The organism is Bacillus kalamii, from assembly GCF_047238185.1.
Taxonomy (GTDB): domain Bacteria; phylum Bacillota; class Bacilli; order Bacillales; family DSM-1321; genus Bacillus_AD.
The window spans coordinates 2,533,113-2,554,866 of sequence record NZ_JBDFMI010000001.1; the positions used below are offsets into that span (position 1 = coordinate 2,533,113).

Genomic DNA, 21,754 nt, shown 5'->3' on the forward strand with positions numbered 1-21,754 from the left:
GTGATGGTAAAATATTCTATTTTTATTATGCTGTAACTTCCGTCCTTTGTCATCTTTACCAATGATAAAACATATTCTGATGGCCTTTCATTGGCTCCCATTCATCAACCGTTGCCTTTCATATGCAATGGCATTTACATCAAGCCTGTTGAATAAAGGGGAAACGCTTTTGATCTGATCAGTGCTGACATCCTTGTATGCCCAATCGGTTGCAGCCATACCGATCATCTTCCCTGTTTTTTCACAGGCAAAAGGGATAAAAGGGCTGAGCAATTGCACTAGATTGGTAATGATAAGCACACAGTTGAATAAGGTATTATCCCCTTCATACGGTGCTTCCTTAACCTGCTTCCACGGTTCTCTTTCATCAAAATATTTATTAGCGAAACGGATGAAGTCGAATATGTCTTCTAGTGCCTTTTTGAATTGCCCTCCTTCAATTTGCCTTCCCGCAGAGTCATATAAGGACTGCAATTTTTCTTTTACTAGTGTATCGGCGGTTCCGTGCGGTATATTACCTTGAAAGGAACGTTCTATGAATTTCAGGGTTCGGTTCACAAAATTGCCGAATGCTCCCAACAGCTCGCTGTTGTGGCTGTATATAAACTCTCTCCAAGAAAAATCAGCATCACGGTTTTCCGGTCCGTTCATGATTAAATAATAGCGGATCGAGTCCGGATCATATCGTTCAAGCATCTCCGGCACCCACACTGCCCAATTCCGGCTGGTTGATAATTTTTGCTTTTCAACAGTCAAATATTCGCTTGAAAGTATATAAGCAGGAAGGGCATCCATGCAAGCCCCCATCATGATGGCTGGCCAAATCAACGTATGGAACGGGATATTATCCTTTCCATGTACATAATACGTCCTGCATCCGCTATTCCAAAAAGCTTCAGCAGACGTACCTTTTTTCTCTGCCCATTTACGGCTCGCTGAATAATAACCGGATACCGCCTCAATCCAAACATATATTTTTTTGTCTTCATACCCTTTAACCGGAACACTGACACCCAAAGGCAAATCTCGTGACACTGCACGATCCTTTAATCCCTCCAATAAGTATCTTCGACTGAGATTCACTGCATTCATCCGCCAATTTCCGCTATGAGATCCTTGCTCGACACGTTTTTCTAATCTTTCCTGAAACTCGCTTAGAGAAAAATAAAGATGCTCCGTTTCCCTAAAGGAGGGTTCGCTTCCGCATAGTTTGCAGCTTGCAGCCACTAAATCGGCCGTCTCCAAAATATGACCGCAATAATCACATTGATCTCCTCTGGCAGATTGCTTGCAATGAGGACAAAGCCCTTCTACGTATCGATCCGGCAAAAACTGGCTGCACGTGCAGCAATAAGCTTGTTTAATCATTTTCGGGTAAATATGCCCGTTCTCCATCAAAGCCATGAATACTTCTTGAACCGTTTGATGATGGTGCTCTGAATCTGTTCTTGTAAAGATGTCGTAGGAAAATCCGAGTTGATCGAAAGAATCAAGAAATTCATTGTGATATCTGTCCGCAATTGTTTTCACACTTATCTTCTCTTGCCTGGCCCGGATGCTGATCGGTGTCCCGTTGCAATCACTTCCTGAAACATACAATACATCCTCCCCTTTCAGACGATAATAACGGGCAAGTACATCACCCGGCAAAAGACTGGCTATATGGCCGAGATGCAAGGACCCATTTGCATATGGCCACGCTCCCCCTATAAAAACCGGCATATGAAACACTCCTTTCCTATTTTTGTATATAAAAAAACCCCGCCCTTATCACACTGATAAAGACGAGGTTTAATTCGTGGTTCCACTTTATTTCGCCGCCAGCTCACACTGGCAGCCTTGCCAAGTACACAGCCATAGCTCCGGCTGTCATACTGTGGTTTTGATAACAAGTACCAACACTTGTCGTGCCCTACTTAGATGTGGGCCATCTTTTCAGGACGCTGCTCCGGGACCATTGTTCAATTGGAGATTTTGCTCCTTTTCACCAGCTGGAGCTCTCTGCAGAAAATCCGTCCAATTTACTTTTTCCCATCCTTGCATTTCATATTTTTTATAGTATAACAGGTTCGAATCGTTTTACCAACATTTTCCTTCATCAATTTTTTATCCCCTTCCAGACAGACCAGCGATTACGGTCAACAATAGGGGTCTTTCCGTTTACTTTTTCCTTCATATACGCCACTAAGGAGCAAAGGTCCACATCTGTTAATTCATGCAGAATCGATCTTCCTTTTCTTGAAATAATATCTTCCTCCAATTCTTCAATAGTTGTAAAGACGGCCCTGTTCTCCCAAAATTCACGTGAAGGCTGCACCGTGAAACCTGCCTTTTCCATGCTAGTGTTCACTTCCTGATCCGTGTACCTTTTAATTAATTCAATTTTTTTCAGTTGGGGGTATGCCGAGAAGAAATAGCCTCTTATATGATTGGGGCTTCCCTCAAGAAAACAATCATCAGGGGTACGATCCTGGATCAAAAGAATGCCCTGGGGTTTAAGGATGCGGTTTGCCTCTATAAAGCTGTTGACCAGTTCAGGCAAATGATGGATTACTGCCCTAAGAAGCACAATATCACAGGATGAAGAAGCTAAACCGGTATGAACGGCATTGCCCAATCTGTATGAAATCCTTTTGTATTCCGTGCTATCTTTAATCGCCTTCCCAAGAATAGTCGGTGAAAAATCGATTCCGAAAACCTCATCCGCATCCAACTCTGCGAGTATACGAGTATATATTCCTCCACCGCAGCCTATATCTGCCACTATTTTTCCGGAAACACCTGCTGTCAATCCATTTATCATTTCCGGCCAAGATTGATCAGGCGTCCGATTGGAATAGGCGGCACTCAATTCCTCATTATGAAAATCAATCGGCATACACACTCTCTCCTTCCTTTTTTGATTTCTTTATCATTGTCTCTCTCATTCATCCATAAGAAAATGACATATTATTTATGAGAATACATTACAAATTCTTATCGCTCCCCTCATAAGGAAAAGGCCAAGGAATCCATGATTCACTTGGCCAAGAGCTTACTTTCAGTTCCCAGAAACACGTTTATATACATAACGTAGAAGCTCCTTGCAAGTCGGAGCAACTTCATTCCCATTCGAATTGGAATTGCCGTTTCCAGGTGAGCAGCTGATTGACAATTGCTGAATGGCTATTTCGCAGGTGGACCCGCTTTGTAGAATATGTAGCCTAGTAAGCTCCTGCGTTAAAACATTGCTTAACTGGACCATTTCTGTATCTGACAGCTTGTTGGACATCAATAACGTGAGATGGCATGACCCATTTTCTAAAAACAGAAACATGAGTATATGCGTATCGGCAGGGATATGGCTGCCTGGCATCCAGCTTGAAACCTCTCCCGCTTCACCAAAGGATATGGCAAATTCGCCTCTATCACTTTTGGGCAATGGCAAAAATCCAACTGGAAGAACGTTGTTTTTCCGGATTCCCTTTTCAGTAAGAATCCAGCCATCCTCCCACGAAAAACCTTTGCCTTGCAATCCGGAGGTCAGTGTTTTCACCGAATGCCCAAACGAAAGCTGAATTGAATTTGAAGCAGAGATGCATTCCAAACAGCCAGTCATTGGATACGCCTCTTTTCCTTTTAAAAAACCGGGCTCGAAGAATACGGCTGTTTTCACCGTTTTAGGATGGCGCCCGAAGAACATATCGACACCGTATGTATCGCTAAATATGGGTTGTTCCCTTTCCGAAAGGCCATTATAGACTCCGATCAGTCTTCCAGCTTCCATTAAGCCGATTTGATCACTGTATAGCGAGGCGATATTTAGGTCATGTAAAATAGCCATGATCGTCAATTGTTCCTCGCATTGCAATTCTTTCAGCAAATCCAGCAGCTCCATGCTGTGCCTGGCATCCAAATGGTTCGTCGGCTCGTCAAGCAAAAGGATCTGCGGCTGTTGGGCAAGGGCCTTGGCAAGCAGGACTCTCTGCTTCTGGCCTCCGCTGAGGGCTCCATATATTTCATTCCTTAATTCCCATGTAGACGTCTGCTCCATAACCCTTCTGATAACCTGTTCATCCTCTTGGCTGGCATCCCGCAACAGCAGGCCACTTTGATGTGGATAACGGCCAAGGCCGACGATTTCCCAAGCCGAAAAATCCATTCCTACTTCATTCTCCTGGGTCATGACTGCCACTTTCCGTGCTAGCTCCTTTACTGAATAATCTTCTAAAGGCTTGCCGGCTATCATTACGGTTCCGGCCCTCAATTGCAAAGCCCCCATCATTAATCGGATTAAGGTTGTCTTACCGCTCCCATTTGGCCCGACTAGCGAAAAGAAAGTGCCTTTTTCAACATTCAGTGAGAGATTCCTTACAATATCAGCCTGCCGGCTATACCCTCCCGTTATATCTGTTAATGTAATCATCATCGAGCCTCCTTACACTCTATTGGCCATTTTCTTTCTTTGCTTGATCAGCAGCCAGGCAAAAATAGGGGCACCGATCAGAGCCGTAATGACACCGATTGGCAGTTCCCTTGGGGCAATCACCATGCGGGCCGCCAAGTCGGCCAGTACCAAATAAGAGCCGCCTAGTACTAGAGAAAAAGGAAGAACATGCCGATGATTCGCGCCAATTATCAAACGCACAAGATGCGGAATGACCAATCCGACAAATCCGATTGCTCCGGATACGGCAACAGCCCCTCCTGTAAGAATGGATGCACCAATCAAAATGAGCTGCTTCTTGCGCTTCACATCCATGCCTGAAAATCGGGCGGATTGCTCACCAAGTGCCATTGCATTCAATTCGCGTGCATGTATTAAAATAAGGAAGCCTCCAATCAAGAAAAAGGGAAGAATGAGCGCCACATGCCCCCATCCCCTCATGGCAACACTCCCCATAGTCCAATTAAGGATATTGGATAAATCTTCTCTTGGCGATAAAGCAATCATCAATGAAATAAAGGCGCTCATAAAAGAAGAAATGATGACTCCTGCCAAAATGATTGTTTGATTGGACATTCGGCCGGTCGAATAATGCGAAATGCCTAATACCAACAGCAGTGTAAGGAATCCAAAGAGAATAGCCGCCACAGGTTGCAAATAGCCGGCCAGAAATGTTGCAGGCACATGGAAAAACAGGACAAGGACAGCACCGAGAGACGCCCCTGAAGAGACGCCTATCGTATAGGGGTCCGCCAAGGTATTTCTTAACAACCCTTGAAATGCCGCCCCTGCAAGAGCTAATGAGGCACCGACCAAAAAGGCAAGGATTACCCGGGAAAAACGGATCGTCCAAACAATCATTTCAATATTTCGGTCTCCTTCAAACAGATTCATATGGAACAGTTTACCGAACAGTATCCTTAGAATATCGGACACTGACACCGGCACGGAACCGAAGAAAACTCCCGCTATTAGGCTCGCTGCAACAAGTGCGGTCGAAACTGCCGTCAGAGCCGCTATCCGTTTATTGGTAAACATCCGGATATACGGCTTTGGCGAGCGCCTCTAAACCGTCCGCCAAACGAGGGCCCGGTCTTGAGACCAAATCGCTGTTCACATCAAAAATTTGCTTTTGCTTCACTGCATTCACTTCTTGCCAGCCTTTTCTTTCTATGACCTGATTAACCGCATTTTTATCATAATAGCCATATGTTGTAACAATGACATCTGGATTGAGCTTGACCACTTCTTCTTCATTCATCTTGATCCAGCCCTCCTGTCGGCCTGCAACATTCTCAGCTCCTATGATTGACAACAATTCATCAAGGAATGTTCCCTTCCCTCCGCTATACATTTCCGGTGGTGCGGACGTTTCAATCCATACTTTTTTCTTTCCTTTTACTTCTTTTGCTTTTTGCTGGATGGTTGCTGCCTTTTCCTTCATGCCCTTCACTATTTCCTCAGCTTTCTTTTCTGTACCGGTAGCTTTAGCGATCATTTCAATGGCTTTGTACGTATCATCGAACGTACTTTGGGATGTATTATTGACAATGGTCGTAATGCCTGCATCCTGCAATTGCTTTACCACATTGGCATGGCTTCTGGCATGGTACTCTGAAATAAAGGCAACATCAGGCGCCAATGCAAGCACACTTTCTACATTGATATCCTGCGAGCCGATTTTTTGCCTTTTCGACACTTTTTCTGGATAGTTATCAAAGTCGGATACTCCGACAATTTCTTTATCCAAGCCTAATGCAAATAAAGTTTCTGTCGTACTCGGCAAAACGGAAACAATCTTTGTAGGCTTTTCTTTGATGGTTACCTCATTTCCAGAGTCATCCTTAAATGTAACCGGAAATGCCTTCTGCTCACTGCTGGCCGATTGTTTTTCATTGTTTTCCTTTTTTCCCTCATCGCTTGTTCCGCATCCTGCCAATGCTCCGAATACAAGCAAAAACAACAGGGTTGCTGCACTAATAAACTTCATCATCCGTTTATTCATTGTCTTCCCCCACTCCTTTAGTCAACAAATGTAAGAATCTTCTGATACATGTATAAATAACTACGGGAGATATGAAAAAGAGCCCTGACTATAAAGTCAAGGCTCTCATTAAATGTAAGTCACATACAATAACCTGCTTGACTTACTTTTCCCTCCGAAAAACAAGTTATCCCTTTTTAAAGCAGGTCTCCTGGCTTCGCATCATACAGCTTCCGCTGCCTTCCCAAACTAGGTTCAGTGGCAAGCGGGTCATAAAAAAGATGCTTACAGTAGCGGGGGCTGCACTGGATTTTCACCAGTTTCCCTATTATCCTGATTACAGGCACTTCAAAAATCGTATTTAATTATCCATGTATACTCCATTATTTTACAACAAATACAGAATCTTGTCAGCCATTAATTAGAATGCCCAATTTCCATTTCGGAAGATTGGTTCTTCCTTACCGTCTTCTGTAATGCCATCGATATCCATTTGGTCGGATCCGATCATGAAGTCAACATGTGTAATGCTTTCATTTGCTCCGTTTTCATTCAGTTCCTCACGCGACATTGTTTTGCCGCCATCCAAATTGAATGCATACGCACTTCCAATAGCCAGATGGTTTGAGGCATTTTCATCAAAAAGTGTATTGTAATAAAGGATATTGGATTCAGAGATTGGCGAATGATGAGGCACCAAAGCCACTTCTCCCAAATAATGCGAGCCTTCATCTGTTTCAATTAAATCCTTCAATACATCCTCGCCCACTTCTGCTTTTACGTTGACAATACGGCCATTTTCGAAAGTCAATGAGAAGTTGTCAATGATATTGCCGTTGTAGCTTAATGGTTTTGTACTGGAAACAGTTCCGTTCACCCCAGTCTTCAACGGCATACTGAACACTTCTTCAGTAGGCATGTTTGCCATGAATTCCACGCCAGCTTCAGAAATGCTTCCGGCGCCGCACCAAATATGTTTTTCCGGAAGTTCTACTGTCAAATCAGTACCTGGCGCTTTATAATGCAATTTTTTATAATGCTTTCCATTCAAATAGTCCACTTTTGTATGTAATGTATCATCATGTTTCTTCCATGCTTCCACAGGATTATCCTGGTCGATTCTAGTCGCCTTGAAGATTGCTTCCCATAAAAGCGTAATTCGATCTTCTTCCGGTGCATCCGGGAAGACCATATCTGCCCATGCCTGGGATGGAACAGCCACAATGGACCAGCATACTTTATCCGCTTGCATGATTTGGCGGAATTTGCTTAACGCTTGACCGGATGCTTTCTGGTTATTCGCCAAACGTTCCAATGCCACACCCTTCAACAAATCAGGAGAAGACGAAATAACAGAAAGGAATGAAGCGCCCTGCTCTGCAAGTTCATTTGTTTCATTTGCCTGGTGCACAGGGAATGTTTTGAACACGTCATCCCCTGCATGCTCATATTTCAAGCGGGTGATTGTATCATCGCTCCATTGGACAATGACATTATGCGCTCCTGCTTCATATGCTTTTTTCGTAATGATGCGGACTAATTCCGCACCTTCTAGCGTTGTTCTCACAACAAGCGTTTGCCCGGGCTGTACATTAACGCCCACTTTAACAGCTAGCTCTGCATATTTTTCTAGACTTTGTCTGAAATCTTTCATATCCTACCACTCCTCTGACTGAATATTCATTACAATTGTATCTATTATAGCACCTCACGTCCAAGAATTTATATTTCTGAAAAGACTGTCAAATTTTACTTTCACCTTTTACCACTTGTTCCCTCCTTTTTTCCTAAAAAAATCTTTCACAAATACATGGATATCTTCATAAAATTTAGAACAACATCGTATAGGTACCAGCATCATTTCACATCGGAAAACAACATCTTCAGGGAAAAAGAAACAAATTAATGTTTGTTTTTTTCAGAAGATGAGCTATAATATGTACAAAAGTTGCACTAAGGAAACATTTTTACAGAAACGAAAAAATAAAGGAGATGACCAATTTGAATCAACAAGTTCCCCTATCTTCTTTACAGCCGGGCGACAAACTGATCGTTTCCACCCTGCAAATAGAACCCGTTATGCGCAGACGATTATTGGACTTAGGTTTCGTACCCGGTTTTGCAGTTGAAATGATACAAAAAAGCCCTCTTGGCGACCCCATTGCCTTTCGGGTCAGCGGTACCACGATAGCTCTCAGGAAAGAGGAATGTGATCAAATTTTTGGCGAAAGAGTGAGTGCAAATGAGCGAACATACCTATAGGATAGCGTTAGCCGGCAATCCCAATACTGGGAAAAGCACTTTATTCAATGCCTTGACGGGCATGAACCAGCATACAGGGAATTGGCCGGGAAAAACAGTTGAACAGGCAATCGGTTCTTATATGTTCGGCAAGGAAACCTATGAGGTGATCGACCTGCCGGGAACCTATTCTCTATACTCCAATTCCACGGATGAAGAAGTAGCACGCGATTACATTATTTTCGAGAAGCCTGATGTTACCTTGGTTGTGATGGACGCGACAAGCCTTGAACGCAACCTGAATCTGGCCTTGCAAGTACTTGAGATGACTTCATTGGTGATTATTTGTCTAAATCTGATGGATGAAGCGAAAAAGAAAGGCATCCAAGTGGATAGCCAACTATTATCAAAAAAACTGGGCGTGCCAGTCGTACAGATGTCGGCAAGGAATAAAGCCGGCCTGGATGTTCTACTTGCAAAAGTACGCGATATGGTTCATGGCAACACCTCTGTCGCCCCTTACCTTGTGGAATATCCGCCTGACATAGAAGAACAAATACTGAGCCTAGAGAAAGATATTAAAGGCCTATTCGGCGATCATTATCCAACTAGATGGATTGCCCTGCGATTGCTCGACGGCGACGATGCATTATTGCAGTCGCTGAAGGAGAGGCTGCCCCGGAAAGAGAGCGTGATTGTGTGAATAGTGCAGAAACACTGGACAGAATTGCGGAAAAAGCGGCCGGCATGGCTTCCACAACTGTCCGTGAAGATATTGTAGGAAGTATATACAGGCAGACACACCGATTCTCCCAGGCTGTCGTCTCCACCAAAAACGAGAGAGACTTCAAAACAGAAAAGCTAGATAAGATTCTCACCAGTAAATTATGGGGCTTCCCCATTATGTTCATTATGCTCGGAATTGTATTATGGCTGACTATAGCAGGGGCGAATGTCCCATCTTCTTTATTGGCCGATCTGTTCAATTACCTAGAAGCCAAATTAACGGCATTATTCGCCTTCCTTCATGCGCCTGAATGGCTCCACGGAATGCTGGTTCTAGGTTTGTTCAGAGGAACTGGCTGGGTTGTTTCAGTTATGCTGCCACCGATGGCTATATTCTTTCCAATGTTTGCACTATTGGAAAATTACGGTTATCTCCCTAGGGTGGCCTTTAACATGGATCGATTATTCAAATCGGCCGGCGCCCACGGAAAACAATCTTTGACAATGGCTATGGGATTCGGCTGCAATGCAGCAGCCATCATGAGTACTAGAATCATTGAGTCCCCGAGGGAGCGCATGCTCGCCATTCTGACAAATAATTTCATTCCTTGCAATGGCCGGTGGCCAACATTGATCCTGCTCGCCTCCCTCTTTATGGCTGCCAGCTTTACCGGGCTTTCGGCAACACTCATGACATCAGCCATACTGATCGGCTTCGTGCTGATTGGCGTCTTTGTCACATTGACCGTGTCATGGGTTTTATCAAAAACTGCATTAAAAGGTATTCCGACTCATTACACATTGGAATTGCCCCCGTATAGGCGGCCGAAGTTTTGGGATACCATTTTGCGCGCAAGCCTTGATAAAACCTTGCTTGTACTGAATCGGGCGATAAAAGTGGCTGCACCCGCCGCCTTATTGACCTGGATATTGGCCAACATCGATATGGGCGATACTAGTATTCTTATGCATTTCGTCAACTTCCTGGATCCATTCGGCCAGTTGCTCGGGATGGATGGGTATATACTGGCGGCCTTCATCATCGGACTTCCAGCCAACGAAATTGTCATTCCTGTTCTATTAATGGCCTACCTTTCGACAGGCTCCTTAACAGAAGTGGAACAAATGTCTGAGCTTAAAAGAATACTGCTCGACCAGGGATGGACCTGGCTGACCGCACTTAATATGATGCTCTTCTCATTACTGCATTATCCTTGCGGGACTACTCTGTTGAATATTTATAAAGAAACGAAAAGTGCCAAATGGACATTTATGTCATTCATCATCCCTACAGCCATCGCTGTAGGTGTTACCTTCCTGGTAGCTGCAATCGTCCGCGGCTTCGGGTTGGTATAAAGAAATAAAAGGGAACGAGCGGAGAAAACTCGTTCCCTTTTTTATTTCCTTCAGATCATCCAGTACGTATACCTCACCGATGCGTGGATATACTGCCATTAAAAAGCGAGAATCCGTATAACCTTACAGAAATGAAAGGTTATGTAAGGTTATTAGATGTATCTTCACCTTTCTCATGCTCTATTCTATATATAGAAATCAGCGTTATAACGGAGGTACAAATGGAAATCATTACAGTCAATCAACTAGTGAAAATGTATAATAGCTATAAAGGGACCAAAGAGGCCGCAGCTCTTAACTGCATAGACTTAACAGTCTCCGAGGGAGAATTCGTTGGCATAATGGGGCCAAGCGGCAGCGGAAAAACATCTTTGCTCAATATTTTATCGGGTGTAGATAAAGCGACGTCCGGCAGTGTCACCATCGACCAAAGAGACATTACTAAGATGTCAAAAGACGAGATGGCCCTTTTCCGCAGAGAAAAAATAGGGTATATATTCCAGGATTTTAATTTATTGGACAGCCTTACCCTTCAGGAAAATATTGCGTTGCCCTTGATTTTAGACAAAGAAAATCCCGAAGTGATTGAAGAAAAAGTCAATCAGTTATCCGCATTCCTTGGTATAGATTCTATACAAAACAAATATCCTTACCAAATATCCGGAGGCCAGAAGCAAAGAGTGGCAGCAGCCCGAGCATTGGCGAATGACCCGCAAGTCATCTTCGCTGATGAGCCCACCGGCAACCTCGATTCTAAATCTGCAACAAACGTTATGAATATCATGGGCGATTTAAATGGCAAGTGGAACAGCACTATAGTGATGGTGACACATGATCCCTTTGCGGCTTCTTTCTGTAAACGGATTGTCTTCATCAAAGATGGCCAAATTGAAATGGAATTAAGGTCATCAGGCGACCGTCGCATCTTTTTCGACCGTATTTTGGAAGCACAAAGTGTCGTTGGAGGCGGTCGTGCATGACGTTTAAAGACATTATACGCAAAAATTTCATATACAATTTCAAGAAATATATCTCTAATTTTTTGGTCAACTCGATGACAGTTACCATGCTATTTATACTAAGCTGTCTCTTATTCAATAAAGATGTTATGACAAACATTAATATCACAGCCTTATACGAAGTGATCAACATTAGCCTCATCATCCTTATTCTGTTTTCTGTATTTTTTATTTCATATACTAATACTTCCTTTTTAAAGTATCGCGGAAAAGAATTGGGAATGTATATGACATTGGGGATGACATCCAAAAACCTCTCCATCATGATTTTATTGGAGAATTTAACACTTTTCATCATGTCACTTCTATCAGGCTTAGTATTCGGCGTCGTTTTTTCGAAATTATTCTTTGTGGCTCTGAATCACCAACTGCCATATAATCCAGTCGTATTCGAGCTGCCGTTAATCGCCTTTATCACAACGGCCATCGTCTTTTTTTTGATCAATCTATGCAACTTTTTATTTATACAATTTTATATAAGGAGAACCTCCATCATTGATATCCTTAAGGCTTCCCAGACGAATGAAAAGCAGAAGGGCAATATCCTTTTGGGTCTGATTGCTCTTTGTTTATTCTTTTGGGCGTTATTCACACTCGGTCGATCATCCAGTGAAGAAGCGGACATATGGTTAAGGGTCCGTTTTGCTATTTTGCTGGCTGCGCCATATTTCATATATGGCAGCTTAATAAGCCTCATTTTAAAGGTCGCTAAACCGTTCAAAAAATTTTATCACACTAACATGCTGATACTTGGAAATCTTTCGCAAAGATTCGGCACATTTAAGAAAACCCTTTATTTGGTTTCAGTGCTGATGACCAGTGCCATCTTTTTTGTTGGCTTATTTTACTCCTCTTACGTTTCATCAGTACCGAAAATCAATAAGTATTTTCCCTACGATGTTTCCTATGTAGAAACAGCCCTATACAATAAAACGGAAACCGGAGACCTATTAACGACTCTTAAAAAGAAAGGAAGTACCGTTACATCCGTCAGTTCTTTTGAATTTATAGACGTCTTCAGCTTTAAAACAAGCGGACAAAATATTACCATGGATGATAGCAAAACCAATATCATCGCTGCACGAAATTATAATAAACATATGAAAGAAAACATAGAGGTTCCACCGGGCAAAGCAGTGTATATAAGCAGCGTTCCACTCTCTCCGCCCGATCCAAAAGAGAATATGGTGCTGACCTCGTTGCAAGCATTGCCTGGACTTGAGAGGAAATTGGCAAATAGTTTTGACATGGAAAAGAAAAAACAAATACTGTCAGACGCTTTGAGTAAGGGCGCTACCTTAACGATACAAGGCAACCGGCTTACGTCGCTGAATAAGCCTTTCACAAATTTTGTGTATGATTATTCAGCTTACCACTCTGGAGATGCCTTTATCCTTAATGATGAACAATATAACCAATTCAGAAAATCAGTAAGTCAATCAGCTATTAAAGTAATGCACCTCATAAAAGGGAATATACCTGAAGAAGCATTTACTGCTTTGAAAGAGGAGCTTAAACAGGATAATGGATTTACACATAACGAATGGACATACAAAAAGTCTGTGTTTGATATATCGGATAATGAACAGATGAATCTAAAAGAAGATCTATTGCCCGTATATAAACAGAAGCAGCTCGGCATAGAAAAAGAACAGACAGGCAGCCGTTTTTTCCTTATGGCCTTTATTGGCGCCATCCTTACATTGGCTGCTGGTGTAGTGCTGTTCTATAAGGTGCTTGCCGATATCGACCGAGATAAAAAAAGGATCGTTTCACTAAAAAGAATCGGCATTACCACAAAAGAAATCAGAACGTTAATCTCTAAAGAATTGGCCATTATTTTCTTTGTACCGATTTTCTTCTCGCTCCTAGTCGGCGCATATATGTCATTGACCGATTACTTCCATACAACGGATTTCTTACCTATTCTCATGCACCTATCCATAGTATGGTCCTTCTTCATTATCATCCAAATTGGTATGTATATAATTAGCTTCCGAAAATATATGAAGGAATTGAACCAGTTGGATTCTTAAAGCCCAAAAGGCCTGGAGGGATTATATCCCTCCAAGCTTTTTTTTCAATTCGAATAATCTCTAGTCTCGTTTATTCGACCTTCCTATATAATAGATATCTTTTGTTCTCCGCTATCTTTCAGAGAACCATTCCCTATGAGAGATAAGCACATATTACTTTTCTTTTATTTCCTTTAGTAAAGCTATCATCTCTTCATTCTGCTTGATGATTGTCTGGTTTTGCTGCCTGAACTTGGTGAAATCAAACAGATATACCAACAATACGATTAGAACGATAAACTCCACATAAACACCCCATTCCAACTCTATCTTTAACATATTATACCATTTATAACCATTCTATCATTCTACTCCTTTTCTAGGCAGTCCTTGGCTTGGCATTGGCCATTTTGCACATTGACCATCTAAAGGTGGTTTTTTGTATAGAATCATAGGCATCCCACAAATGGTCGACAACCCGCACTTCAACGCCTCTTTCGAAATGTGCGTTAAATAAGTCTGTAATTGCCGTCTTTGCAATCGGAACCTGTGTGTGCATACTGGTATAATAACCCGCATCGGCATCCAGCAAAGAAAACTGCTTCGGGTTGAATTCATATAGATAGAGCGTCGTTTCCTTCATAATTTGAAACCAATTGTGTTCGATCATTACGACATGCGTATTGGTTGTTGCAGAAAAATGCCTTTCACTATCATCCACTGTCGTATTCGGACCTATATGGTAGCAGACTCTTGGGCAATGTCTCGGCGTCAAAAAGTTGGGAAGGCATTCTTCATTAATGGCCCACACTAAAGGAATAGTCGGATCAAGATCCGTGCGTGAAGGTTTTCTTGGATGGAAGATTTGAATATCATTCTCTTCGCTTACGTGGAATAATCGCATAGTCCCATTATCTCCTCTTTTAAATAGACGATCTAGTTTAAAACCAATAAGGAAGAAATCCTTTATAAGAGAATACGTACCTAACCGATACTCCCTTTTCCAATTACTGTATTATACTATCACTTCTGCTATAAACAAAATCCATATATGCAGCTGGCCATTTCGGGCGCTGTCCAGAAACCAATGAGATAAATGCGATTTCATTTTCGCTATCATGATTTGGCTCTTATCCTTCTTCCCATCCCAAATCATATAAATCGCGCATACGATAGTGAATGCCATTCATTTCATTGAGCGCCGATTCGATAGTTAATGGCCTGTTTCAATACGGATCGCTTCGGCTCCTCTGCCTGTGCAATCCCATCATCCTTTTATTGAAACCTTTCTTGCTATATCATCTGGAAAAATAAGTATTGACAGTAAGAAAAATACATCTTATATTTTCACTATGCCAATATTACTTAAGTAATTAATTATTAAGAAGTGAATGAAAGGGAGGATCTATAAATGGGGGCAAATGAGGAATTGTTTGAAGTGACTTCCATGTTTCAAACATTCCTGAAGGGAATTTCACAAAATTGGAAAAAAGAAGGATACAGCATCAGTATTAATCAATTTAAGGTGCTTCGCATATTGGCGACTGAGGGACCGCAAAAGGTTTCTGAGCTTGCGAATATCCTCTGCTTATCATCTGCAGCCATCACAGGTGTCACCGACCAGTTAGACTTGGACGGCTATGTCCATAAGGAACGGTGCAGCCAGGACCGGAGGGCCGTCATCATTACAATCACCGAAACAGGCAAATCGATGGATGAATCTATCGTGAATAGCCAGAGCGGTATGTTTCAATCATATTTCCAAATCCTGTCCAGGCAGGATATTCAGCATTTAAAACGGATTTTTTCAATGCTGAATTCCAACTTTTAAATCGAACATAAGGGGAGAATCAGTAAACGGATGGAACATTTATCAGTTAAACGAAAGGTGTCAATTATGGTTGCTATTATGGCGGCCATGTTTTTTGCAGCCATCAACCAAACGATTACCAGTACGGCTATGCCGAGGATTATCGCCATTCTTGATGGAATGGACTATTATACTTGGACGATCAATATTTATTTGCTCACTTCCACAATCGCTGCTGTCCTGGTCGGAAAGCTTTCCGATATGTACGGACGGAAGCCTTTTTTATTGATTGGGATCCTTTTATTCATGATAGGGGCTTTTTTGACGGGAACCTCTTCAGATGTATATCAATTCATCGTATACAGGGGCATCCAGGGAATCGGGGCAGGCATTATCCAGTCGACCGCCTTTACAGCAGTCGGTGACCTGTTTGCTCCGCGTGAACGAGGCAAGTGGATGGGGCTGATGTCAGCTGTCTTTGGTTTTTCAAGCGTGCTTGGCCCATTATTGGGAGGCTATCTAGTCGACCATCTTGATTGGCATTGGCTGTTCTGGATCTTCCTGCCGATTGGAATCGTCGCTTTTATCATGATCATCGCATTATTTCCAAAAATGGAACATGGAAAATCGCAAAGTATCGATTTCCTTGGATCTTTGTTCATGACTACAACAATTGTTCCGTTGTTGCTCGCTTTTTCGTGGGCTGGAACAGAGTACGAATGGAGTTCACCGCAAATACTCAGCCTTTTAGCAGCAACGGTTGTTTCTTCGTTCATCTTTATCTTCATTGAAGCAAAAGTAAAGAATCCGATTCTTCCTTTGCATTTATTCAAGAACAACGTCGTCACAATATCGAATTTGATCAACTTCATCATGAACTTCGGAATGATGGGGGCATTGATTTATCTTTCCTTCTTTGTACAGGGGGTTCTCGGGATATCTCCTACCTACTCGGGATATGTCACCATGCCAATGTCTATCGTTATGGTCATCTCCAGTGCAGTAACAGGCCAGCTGATTGCAAAATCAGGTAAATATAAACGATACGCATTGATCGGGGTGCCGATTATGATTGTGGGCATGTCGATCATGATATTCATGCACAGCGCTGCCTTGGCCGTCGTCAGTATGATCATTTTCGGTTTCGGCTTAGGGTTGGGCATGCCAGTCTTTTCACTCGCTACCCAAAATGCAGTTTCTCATAAGGAATTAGGCGTTGTGACAGCTTCTTCGCAGCTCTTCCGTAATTTAGGGGGAACCATCGGGATCGCTGTAATGGGGACGGTTATGTCCAATAACTTAGTGAAGCATTTGAAGGATGCGATGCAGGCGGCTTCTTCAAGCGACTTCTCAAAGATTGATCCGCAAATGGCTGAAAAAATGATGGCATTCGCCAATCCGCAAGCTCTAATGAATAAACCACTGCTTGAAAAAACCGAAGCCAGCCTGCCTCCGGAGATTCAGCCTATTTTCACGCATATGATCCAAACGATACGGGATGCCCTTTCAGAAACGCTTTCAACTGTATTCCTTACAGGTACACTCGTTTTATGCGTTGCTTTTATCCTTGTCTTTTTCCTGAAAGAGCTTCCTCTACGGACATCTAATCAAACGGCTGGGGACACGGCGGACAAAAAAGCCCATCCAGTCGCTAATAAACCTTCTCTTTCTGTTGAAAAATAGGTCTACAGTAAATAACGGCCTCCTTATAGGATGGAGGCCGTTGTTTTTTTGTATGCTTTTGACACTCAGTAGGAACAGCTTACAACATCGATCAAATTCGTATCGAGTGCAATATACGTCGGGCGATTGAATTGGTAATCCCAAGTGAAGCCCCCGATTGATTTGCTGCCGATTACAATCGGATAGAACCAAAATTGATTGCCATTCGTCAACCATACATACGTGTATCGGAATAAGCAGTATTGAATGACATTTGTATCAATGAAAGTTGTAGCTCCCTGCAGTTTTGTCGGCTTCGTCGGAATGAATGAAGGCGGCGGTCCCTGGGGGGAGCTGCTGCCTCCAGACGGGGTTCCGCCAGCTCCTCCCTGGCCCGGCGGCATTGATCCTCCTGATCCTGGGAACGGAATTCCCGGAAATGGGGCTCCACCTCCCGGCTGCGGAATAATGACTGGTCCTGGTCCTCCGACTGGAAATGGGAAGGGCTGGCCCGATCCCGGATTCGGGAAAACAAAGACAGGATTCGGATTGGGCGGCATCCTGTATGCATGAGGCGCATAGGATGGCTGCCTATAATATACGGCATCATAATACATCGGTCTCATCCTTTCAGCTTAAAAGTTTCTTAATACAGAAACTGCTTTACTCAATGTATTCGCCCGCTACTTTACTGGTCCCTGGTGGAATAGCCCAATTTGTATGGTGTTGGCCTCTATTCAAACAACTGTTCCTGATTACCTAACTAAAAAACAGCACCCAACCAACACTCTTTTTGTGCACCTGCCCTTGCCTTCGTCCCAATGGAACTGCTATCTGGCCCACATCTCTTTAGCCGTTATTCCCTATAGATAAATAGACAATGATTCTTCTTTTATTGGAAATCAATCCTGCTATTCAGCTTGATTCGTCATTGAGCGCTATCATCCCTGAAAAAAGCAGCCTTAATGGAAAAGGCTGCTTATAAATAGATTATTCCGTTTTTATAGACGAACAGGATTTTCTCTTTTTCCACAAAAATACGAGAATCAAAGAAAGGATAAAGGCTGGTAATGCGTAGGCCTGGGCAGCAAACAGCTTCCATGATAATGATTGATATCCATCGGATGCCGGTAAAAGCAATACAATGGCACATACAAGCACATAGATTAACACGGGTACCGCAAAGATTTTCATTACTCATTACCTCTCTGTTCTTTGGTTAATACTACAGCTTCTTTTTCGCCGAATTCATTTAATACAAAGACCTCTTCTTCTTCATATGATAAGATGTCTGTTGCTTTACTTGGGTTTAGGGCAGATATCGCCAATGCATTGTAATCATTTACAGCATTTGTGAAATCTCCATATGTCCACCTTTCAGCAATCGCCAATAGCTCTTCCCTATGTTCAATAGTCGTTTGTTGAAGTGCACCAACGATCTTTTTTATATTTTTTATGTTCATCGGAACGGGCGTTGGTTTGTTTTCCGCTTTTACTTTCTGGCAAAGCATTCCGAACATCGTATTGGGAAGGTTTTCATCTGATAAATCCATAAGATCACGCCTGGATTCTTCCCATGCTTCACGATCTGCCGTTCGTTCAGCTTTATTTTGATTATGCAGCTGTGAATACGGCTTGGTTGGCCCGGTACCGCCATTCTCATACAGCATCCAAGCAAAAAAAAGGCAACCCGCTATTAAAACAGTTCCAGCCCAGAGCCCAATTCGTCTAATCATTAGTGACTTGAAATGGCAGAGATTTTATTTCCTTAAAAAGATCGCCAGGATCATATAAAGAAAGGATATGTGTGAATGCCACTGTTTTAATAGCCCAAGAGTCATCCACCCCGCTTGCCTGTTGAATGATTTCGCTTTTTTCCTTTACGTTTATTTCAATCTTATACTTACTGTAAATAAATTCTTGATTTTTGATATAAGTGCCATCCTTCGTTATCACATGCATTTCTATATCCGAATAGGGTCCATCTTTCCCCAACGCAATGGAACCATAGATCCCTATGGCCAACACTTTATTTCTATGATTTTTTAACAGCCTGTTCCTGATATCCTTTGCTATTTCTATTTTTTCCTCTCTGGTTGACATACTGGGATAGGGCAGCTTACACATATTCATTGCAAAACCTCCTTTATCTACTACCTATAGATTCCATAAATCAACCAAAAACTCCTTCCCTTACCCATCTTGTACCCATCTCTTCTCGAAATTACATAATGTAGGGCTGTTTCCTCCGAAAATGTGTATGGTTTTCCGAATCCCTTAGAAAATGTGTCATATAAGTGAGATTGCATAATAAGCATTTCATTTATAAGTGTTTTGGGTAAAGCACTATTGTCATACAAATTTGGACTAGGAGTGAAAAACATGAAAAAACACAGCAAAATTGCCCTATCGTTGACAATCGCCTTTTGTTTATCCTTTGCACTTATCCAAGTTCCAAGAACGGAGGCATCTTCTCCGACTATTAAAATTAGTACCCATTATTACGGAAAAGGAAAGCATATAGCTTATCCGGCCGTATCTGGCATGGCCAATGCTTCAGCCCAGAAGAAAATCAATCAAGCCTTTTACAACAAAGCAAAATCCAATTATGAATATGCAGGCAGATTGGAGCGCCAAAGCATACGTGATAAAGCAAATGATCCTGCCAATGCAGATTCAGGCATGTATGATTACAGCCTCGATTCTACTTATAAATGGGTATACAAAGACAGCAATTACCTAAGTTTCATATATGATACGTATGTATATACAGGTGGAGCACATGGGCTCAACTCAATAGATACATTCAATTTCAATACCGGAAAAGGCAATCGTTTTTTCATCAAGGATATGTTAAAAACCAGTAGCCAGTTCAAACAGGTACAAAACTATGCATACAAATCAATGAAAGGAAAAGAACCATATAAACATTTCGTTCAAAAAGCTTCAGATGTACCAGTTAATAAAGACTCCCAATTTATCTTTTATAACAATGGTATAGCATTGGTTTTCCAGAGATATGATGTCACTTCTTACAGTGGAGGAAATCCAATCGTGTACATCCCTAAAAGCATATATAGATAATTCAAAAGAGCTGCAGACCATCAAAAACGGTCTGCAGCTCTTTCTGTAACTCCATGAAACTCTCGGTTTTCATTTGGAAGGGTAGCTTAATGGCCCTATTCATAAAGGCTGCCAAAAGTTTCATTGATGCTTCCTCGTCTATTTGCATCCTGTCCACATAATCTAGTAGAATATCAGTCTAAATAATGCCCCAGCCTATTCTTCTTTTTAATGTACATATTCTTCTTTTAAAATAGAATAATGTGCGCTATCTGTTAGCTCACCTTTCACCATCCGGCTTCTCCGAAGGATACCTTCATACTTCATGCCTAATCGGCTCAATACTTTCCCAGAAGCAACATTCCTAACATCATATTCTGCAAATACTCGCTCTAAACCTAGTACATGGAAGGCTAATTCAAGTATTAGATTCCCCGCTTCTGTCATGTAACCTTTACCCCAAAAATGCCTGTTCAATGTATATCCCAATTCTCCACTTTTGTTTGATTCATGCACTCTGAACTCGATAGCCCCAATCATTTTGTTGCTATCTTTTAACATGATTGCATATTTACCGATGGGCTCCTTTACGAAATAATTCGCTATTAAGCTCTTAGCTTCGTTCAAATCTTTATGTTGTCCATAAATGAATCGCGTAGTTTCTTCATCAGAGGTATATTCAAACATATCCTCAGCATCATCAAGCGAAACCGGCCGCAATATGATACGCTCACCTTCCATATGAGTGTGCTTAACCATTAAAAGATTTGTATTTCTCATATGACACCTCCTATTACAGATTCCTATCTATTTCTTTATCATCAATTAGTTTGTTATTTCATTTTCTCATTTGATTCCGTTAAGTCCAACTTGGCATATACGAATCACTTCAGCTGCCGTCTCTTCAGCTGTATTGCCTTCTGTGTAAACAATGTGTTTGGCCAATTCATAATTGGAAGGATGCTCGACAAAGTGCTTATTCAAGTCAAAGACCTCCTGATTGTCTGTTACGAGCTTCAGTCTATTCTCTAGAATGTCAATTGTCCGTTCCTGGTCTGAGCTTGGCAACAACAAAACAACATTGCGGTAAGGTTCCAAAGTATGTTTTACCTGCCCAAACAAAAGATCATCCTCATAAACCGAATGTCCTGCGCCAAAATCATGGACGCCTCCTTTATGTTCCTCCAAAAAACGTTTAACCGCATGGGCCTCAAAAGGCTTCCAATATTGATACATTGCCCTGTAGCCCTCTTTCGACCGAATCCTATTTTGATCCTCTTGACTATAGCCAATTTCCTTATAATACCGAAAACGGATATCATCCATTGAATATTGCGGCCACCCCAGTTTAGCGCTGATTATTTCACCTACAGAACTCTTCCCCGAACAAATCGGACCTATCAAAATAATCTCGTTTTGCATGCTACTCTTTCCTCCTAATCGGCTCTCTCA

At 42.1% G+C, this 21,754-nt stretch carries 22 protein-coding genes, 1 riboswitch and 1 other annotated feature; of the genes, 8 read left to right on the plus strand and 14 right to left on the minus strand.

The genetic code is table 11. The features are described 5' to 3' along the window. Positions 1-87 precede the first annotated feature (87 nt). The 6 genes from metG to ABC357_RS12565 all read right to left on the minus strand — a co-directional run bounded on the left by metG (position 88) and on the right by ABC357_RS12565 (position 8,064). Positions 88-1,722, minus strand: a complete 1,635-nt coding sequence (gene metG, locus ABC357_RS12540) for a methionine--tRNA ligase (RefSeq protein ID WP_412887831.1) — start codon at positions 1,720-1,722, stop codon at positions 88-90. Positions 1,723-1,777: 55 nt separating this feature from the next. Beyond that, positions 1,778-2,047, minus strand: a binding site (T-box leader). A gap of 51 nt (positions 2,048-2,098) precedes the next feature. Continuing rightward, a complete protein-coding gene (locus tag ABC357_RS12545; RefSeq protein ID WP_412887832.1) occupies positions 2,099-2,878 on the minus strand; it encodes a class I SAM-dependent methyltransferase in 780 nt (259 codons plus the stop codon). A 162-nt stretch (positions 2,879-3,040) separates the two neighbouring features. After that, entirely contained in the window at positions 3,041-4,408 is a 1,368-nt protein-coding gene (locus tag ABC357_RS12550; RefSeq protein ID WP_412887833.1) for an ABC transporter ATP-binding protein, read from the minus strand. A gap of 9 nt (positions 4,409-4,417) precedes the next feature. Continuing rightward, positions 4,418-5,464 carry a FecCD family ABC transporter permease gene (locus ABC357_RS12555; RefSeq protein ID WP_412887834.1) on the minus strand — a complete coding sequence of 349 codons (1,047 nt, stop codon included), beginning with the start codon at positions 5,462-5,464 and terminating at the stop codon, positions 4,418-4,420. Continuing rightward, positions 5,451-6,419, minus strand: coding sequence for an ABC transporter substrate-binding protein (locus tag ABC357_RS12560; protein ID WP_459562755.1), 969 nt, complete (start codon positions 6,417-6,419; stop codon positions 5,451-5,453). Before ABC357_RS12560 ends, ABC357_RS12555 begins: the two co-directional genes overlap by 14 nt. Positions 6,420-6,594: 175 nt before the next feature. Further along, a riboswitch (cobalamin riboswitch) is annotated at positions 6,595-6,776 on the minus strand. A gap of 55 nt (positions 6,777-6,831) precedes the next feature. Next, complete coding sequence (locus tag ABC357_RS12565; protein WP_412887836.1) at positions 6,832-8,064, minus strand: aminopeptidase; 1,233 nt, start codon at positions 8,062-8,064, stop codon at positions 6,832-6,834. 347 nt (positions 8,065-8,411) lie between these two features. Between ABC357_RS12565 and ABC357_RS12570 the strand changes: the two genes are divergently transcribed. The 5 genes from ABC357_RS12570 to ABC357_RS12590 all read left to right on the plus strand — a co-directional run bounded on the left by ABC357_RS12570 (position 8,412) and on the right by ABC357_RS12590 (position 13,788). Next, the gene (locus ABC357_RS12570; RefSeq protein WP_412887837.1) at positions 8,412-8,672 is read left to right on the plus strand and encodes a FeoA family protein; all 261 of its coding nucleotides are present in this window, start codon (positions 8,412-8,414) and stop codon (positions 8,670-8,672) included. Beyond that, the gene (locus tag ABC357_RS12575) at positions 8,653-9,354 is read left to right on the plus strand and encodes a FeoB small GTPase domain-containing protein (protein ID WP_412887838.1); all 702 of its coding nucleotides are present in this window, start codon (positions 8,653-8,655) and stop codon (positions 9,352-9,354) included. Before ABC357_RS12570 ends, ABC357_RS12575 begins: the two co-directional genes overlap by 20 nt. 44 nt (positions 9,355-9,398) lie before the next feature. Beyond that, on the plus strand, positions 9,399-10,733 hold the full coding sequence (locus tag ABC357_RS12580; protein ID WP_412888656.1) for a nucleoside recognition domain-containing protein: 1,335 nt from the start codon (positions 9,399-9,401) through the stop codon (positions 10,731-10,733). A 221-nt stretch (positions 10,734-10,954) separates the two neighbouring features. Continuing rightward, the gene (locus ABC357_RS12585; protein WP_412887839.1) at positions 10,955-11,713 is read left to right on the plus strand and encodes an ABC transporter ATP-binding protein; all 759 of its coding nucleotides are present in this window, start codon (positions 10,955-10,957) and stop codon (positions 11,711-11,713) included. Continuing rightward, a complete protein-coding gene (locus ABC357_RS12590; protein ID WP_412887840.1) occupies positions 11,710-13,788 on the plus strand; it encodes an ABC transporter permease in 2,079 nt (692 codons plus the stop codon). The genes ABC357_RS12585 and ABC357_RS12590 overlap by 4 nt, the downstream gene beginning before the upstream one ends. Positions 13,789-13,941: 153 nt before the next feature. Here the strand turns inward: ABC357_RS12590 and ABC357_RS12595 are convergent, their stop codons facing one another. Beyond that, positions 13,942-14,106, minus strand: coding sequence for a hypothetical protein (locus ABC357_RS12595; RefSeq protein ID WP_412887841.1), 165 nt, complete (start codon positions 14,104-14,106; stop codon positions 13,942-13,944). Positions 14,107-14,146: 40 nt separating this feature from the next. Beyond that, on the minus strand, positions 14,147-14,671 hold the full coding sequence (locus ABC357_RS12600) for a DUF6886 family protein (RefSeq protein WP_412887842.1): 525 nt from the start codon (positions 14,669-14,671) through the stop codon (positions 14,147-14,149). A gap of 507 nt (positions 14,672-15,178) precedes the next feature. On the opposite strand from ABC357_RS12600, the gene ABC357_RS12605 reads away from it, so the two are divergent. Together ABC357_RS12605 and ABC357_RS12610 are read left to right on the plus strand one after the other, a co-directional pair. Then, positions 15,179-15,598 (plus strand): MarR family winged helix-turn-helix transcriptional regulator, encoded by a 420-nt coding sequence (locus ABC357_RS12605; protein ID WP_412887843.1) that lies wholly within the window; start codon positions 15,179-15,181, stop codon positions 15,596-15,598. A 30-nt stretch (positions 15,599-15,628) separates the two neighbouring features. Continuing rightward, on the plus strand, positions 15,629-17,260 hold the full coding sequence (locus ABC357_RS12610; RefSeq protein ID WP_412887844.1) for an MDR family MFS transporter: 1,632 nt from the start codon (positions 15,629-15,631) through the stop codon (positions 17,258-17,260). A gap of 65 nt (positions 17,261-17,325) precedes the next feature. Here the strand turns inward: ABC357_RS12610 and ABC357_RS12615 are convergent, their stop codons facing one another. The 4 genes from ABC357_RS12615 to ABC357_RS12630 form a co-directional block, all read right to left on the minus strand. Next, positions 17,326-17,856: a hypothetical protein gene (locus tag ABC357_RS12615; RefSeq protein ID WP_412887845.1), complete on the minus strand. Its 531-nt coding sequence runs from the start codon at positions 17,854-17,856 to the stop codon at positions 17,326-17,328. Between the two features lie 373 nt (positions 17,857-18,229). Beyond that, on the minus strand, positions 18,230-18,433 hold the full coding sequence (locus ABC357_RS12620) for a DUF4017 family protein (protein ID WP_412887846.1): 204 nt from the start codon (positions 18,431-18,433) through the stop codon (positions 18,230-18,232). After that, positions 18,433-18,975, minus strand: a complete 543-nt coding sequence (locus ABC357_RS12625) for a DUF6241 domain-containing protein (protein WP_412887847.1) — start codon at positions 18,973-18,975, stop codon at positions 18,433-18,435. The genes ABC357_RS12620 and ABC357_RS12625 overlap by 1 nt, the downstream gene beginning before the upstream one ends. Continuing rightward, entirely contained in the window at positions 18,968-19,372 is a 405-nt protein-coding gene (locus ABC357_RS12630) for a nucleotidyltransferase domain-containing protein (protein WP_412887848.1), read from the minus strand. Before ABC357_RS12630 ends, ABC357_RS12625 begins: the two co-directional genes overlap by 8 nt. A gap of 249 nt (positions 19,373-19,621) precedes the next feature. On the opposite strand from ABC357_RS12630, the gene ABC357_RS12635 reads away from it, so the two are divergent. Continuing rightward, the gene (locus tag ABC357_RS12635; RefSeq protein ID WP_412887849.1) at positions 19,622-20,323 is read left to right on the plus strand and encodes a DUF4163 domain-containing protein; all 702 of its coding nucleotides are present in this window, start codon (positions 19,622-19,624) and stop codon (positions 20,321-20,323) included. Positions 20,324-20,530: 207 nt separating this feature from the next. Here ABC357_RS12635 and ABC357_RS12640 read toward each other — a convergent pair whose 3' ends face one another. Both ABC357_RS12640 and ABC357_RS12645 read right to left on the minus strand, forming a co-directional pair. Continuing rightward, complete coding sequence (locus ABC357_RS12640; protein ID WP_412887850.1) at positions 20,531-21,082, minus strand: GNAT family N-acetyltransferase; 552 nt, start codon at positions 21,080-21,082, stop codon at positions 20,531-20,533. Between the two features lie 66 nt (positions 21,083-21,148). Then, positions 21,149-21,724 (minus strand): shikimate kinase, encoded by a 576-nt coding sequence (locus ABC357_RS12645; RefSeq protein ID WP_412887851.1) that lies wholly within the window; start codon positions 21,722-21,724, stop codon positions 21,149-21,151. Between the last annotated feature and the right edge of the window lie 30 nt (positions 21,725-21,754).

Bases quoted from the DNA above. Each gene is read 5' to 3' on its own strand.
- metG (WP_412887831.1), bottom strand. From the start codon at position 1,722: ATGCCGGTTTTTATAGGGGGAGCGTGGCCATATGCAAATGGGTCCTTG.
- ABC357_RS12545 (WP_412887832.1), bottom strand. From the start codon at position 2,878: ATGCCGATTGATTTTCATAATGAGGAATTGAGTGCCGCCTATTCCAAT.
- ABC357_RS12550 (WP_412887833.1), bottom strand. From the start codon at position 4,408: ATGATGATTACATTAACAGATATAACGGGAGGGTATAGCCGGCAGGCT.
- ABC357_RS12555 (WP_412887834.1), bottom strand. From the start codon at position 5,464: ATGTTTACCAATAAACGGATAGCGGCTCTGACGGCAGTTTCGACCGCA.
- ABC357_RS12560 (WP_459562755.1), bottom strand. From the start codon at position 6,419: ATGATGAAGTTTATTAGTGCAGCAACCCTGTTGTTTTTGCTTGTATTC.
- ABC357_RS12565 (WP_412887836.1), bottom strand. From the start codon at position 8,064: ATGAAAGATTTCAGACAAAGTCTAGAAAAATATGCAGAGCTAGCTGTT.
- ABC357_RS12575 (WP_412887838.1), top strand. From the start codon at position 8,653: ATGAGCGAACATACCTATAGGATAGCGTTAGCCGGCAATCCCAATACT.
- ABC357_RS12580 (WP_412888656.1), top strand. From the start codon at position 9,399: ATGGCTTCCACAACTGTCCGTGAAGATATTGTAGGAAGTATATACAGG.
- ABC357_RS12585 (WP_412887839.1), top strand. From the start codon at position 10,955: ATGGAAATCATTACAGTCAATCAACTAGTGAAAATGTATAATAGCTAT.
- ABC357_RS12590 (WP_412887840.1), top strand. From the start codon at position 11,710: ATGACGTTTAAAGACATTATACGCAAAAATTTCATATACAATTTCAAG.
- ABC357_RS12595 (WP_412887841.1), bottom strand. From the start codon at position 14,106: ATGTTAAAGATAGAGTTGGAATGGGGTGTTTATGTGGAGTTTATCGTT.
- ABC357_RS12600 (WP_412887842.1), bottom strand. From the start codon at position 14,671: ATGCGATTATTCCACGTAAGCGAAGAGAATGATATTCAAATCTTCCAT.
- ABC357_RS12605 (WP_412887843.1), top strand. From the start codon at position 15,179: ATGGGGGCAAATGAGGAATTGTTTGAAGTGACTTCCATGTTTCAAACA.
- ABC357_RS12610 (WP_412887844.1), top strand. From the start codon at position 15,629: ATGGAACATTTATCAGTTAAACGAAAGGTGTCAATTATGGTTGCTATT.
- ABC357_RS12615 (WP_412887845.1), bottom strand. From the start codon at position 17,856: ATGTATTATGATGCCGTATATTATAGGCAGCCATCCTATGCGCCTCAT.
- ABC357_RS12620 (WP_412887846.1), bottom strand. From the start codon at position 18,433: ATGAAAATCTTTGCGGTACCCGTGTTAATCTATGTGCTTGTATGTGCC.
- ABC357_RS12625 (WP_412887847.1), bottom strand. From the start codon at position 18,975: ATGATTAGACGAATTGGGCTCTGGGCTGGAACTGTTTTAATAGCGGGT.
- ABC357_RS12630 (WP_412887848.1), bottom strand. From the start codon at position 19,372: ATGAATATGTGTAAGCTGCCCTATCCCAGTATGTCAACCAGAGAGGAA.
- ABC357_RS12635 (WP_412887849.1), top strand. From the start codon at position 19,622: ATGAAAAAACACAGCAAAATTGCCCTATCGTTGACAATCGCCTTTTGT.
- ABC357_RS12640 (WP_412887850.1), bottom strand. From the start codon at position 21,082: ATGAGAAATACAAATCTTTTAATGGTTAAGCACACTCATATGGAAGGT.
- ABC357_RS12645 (WP_412887851.1), bottom strand. From the start codon at position 21,724: ATGCAAAACGAGATTATTTTGATAGGTCCGATTTGTTCGGGGAAGAGT.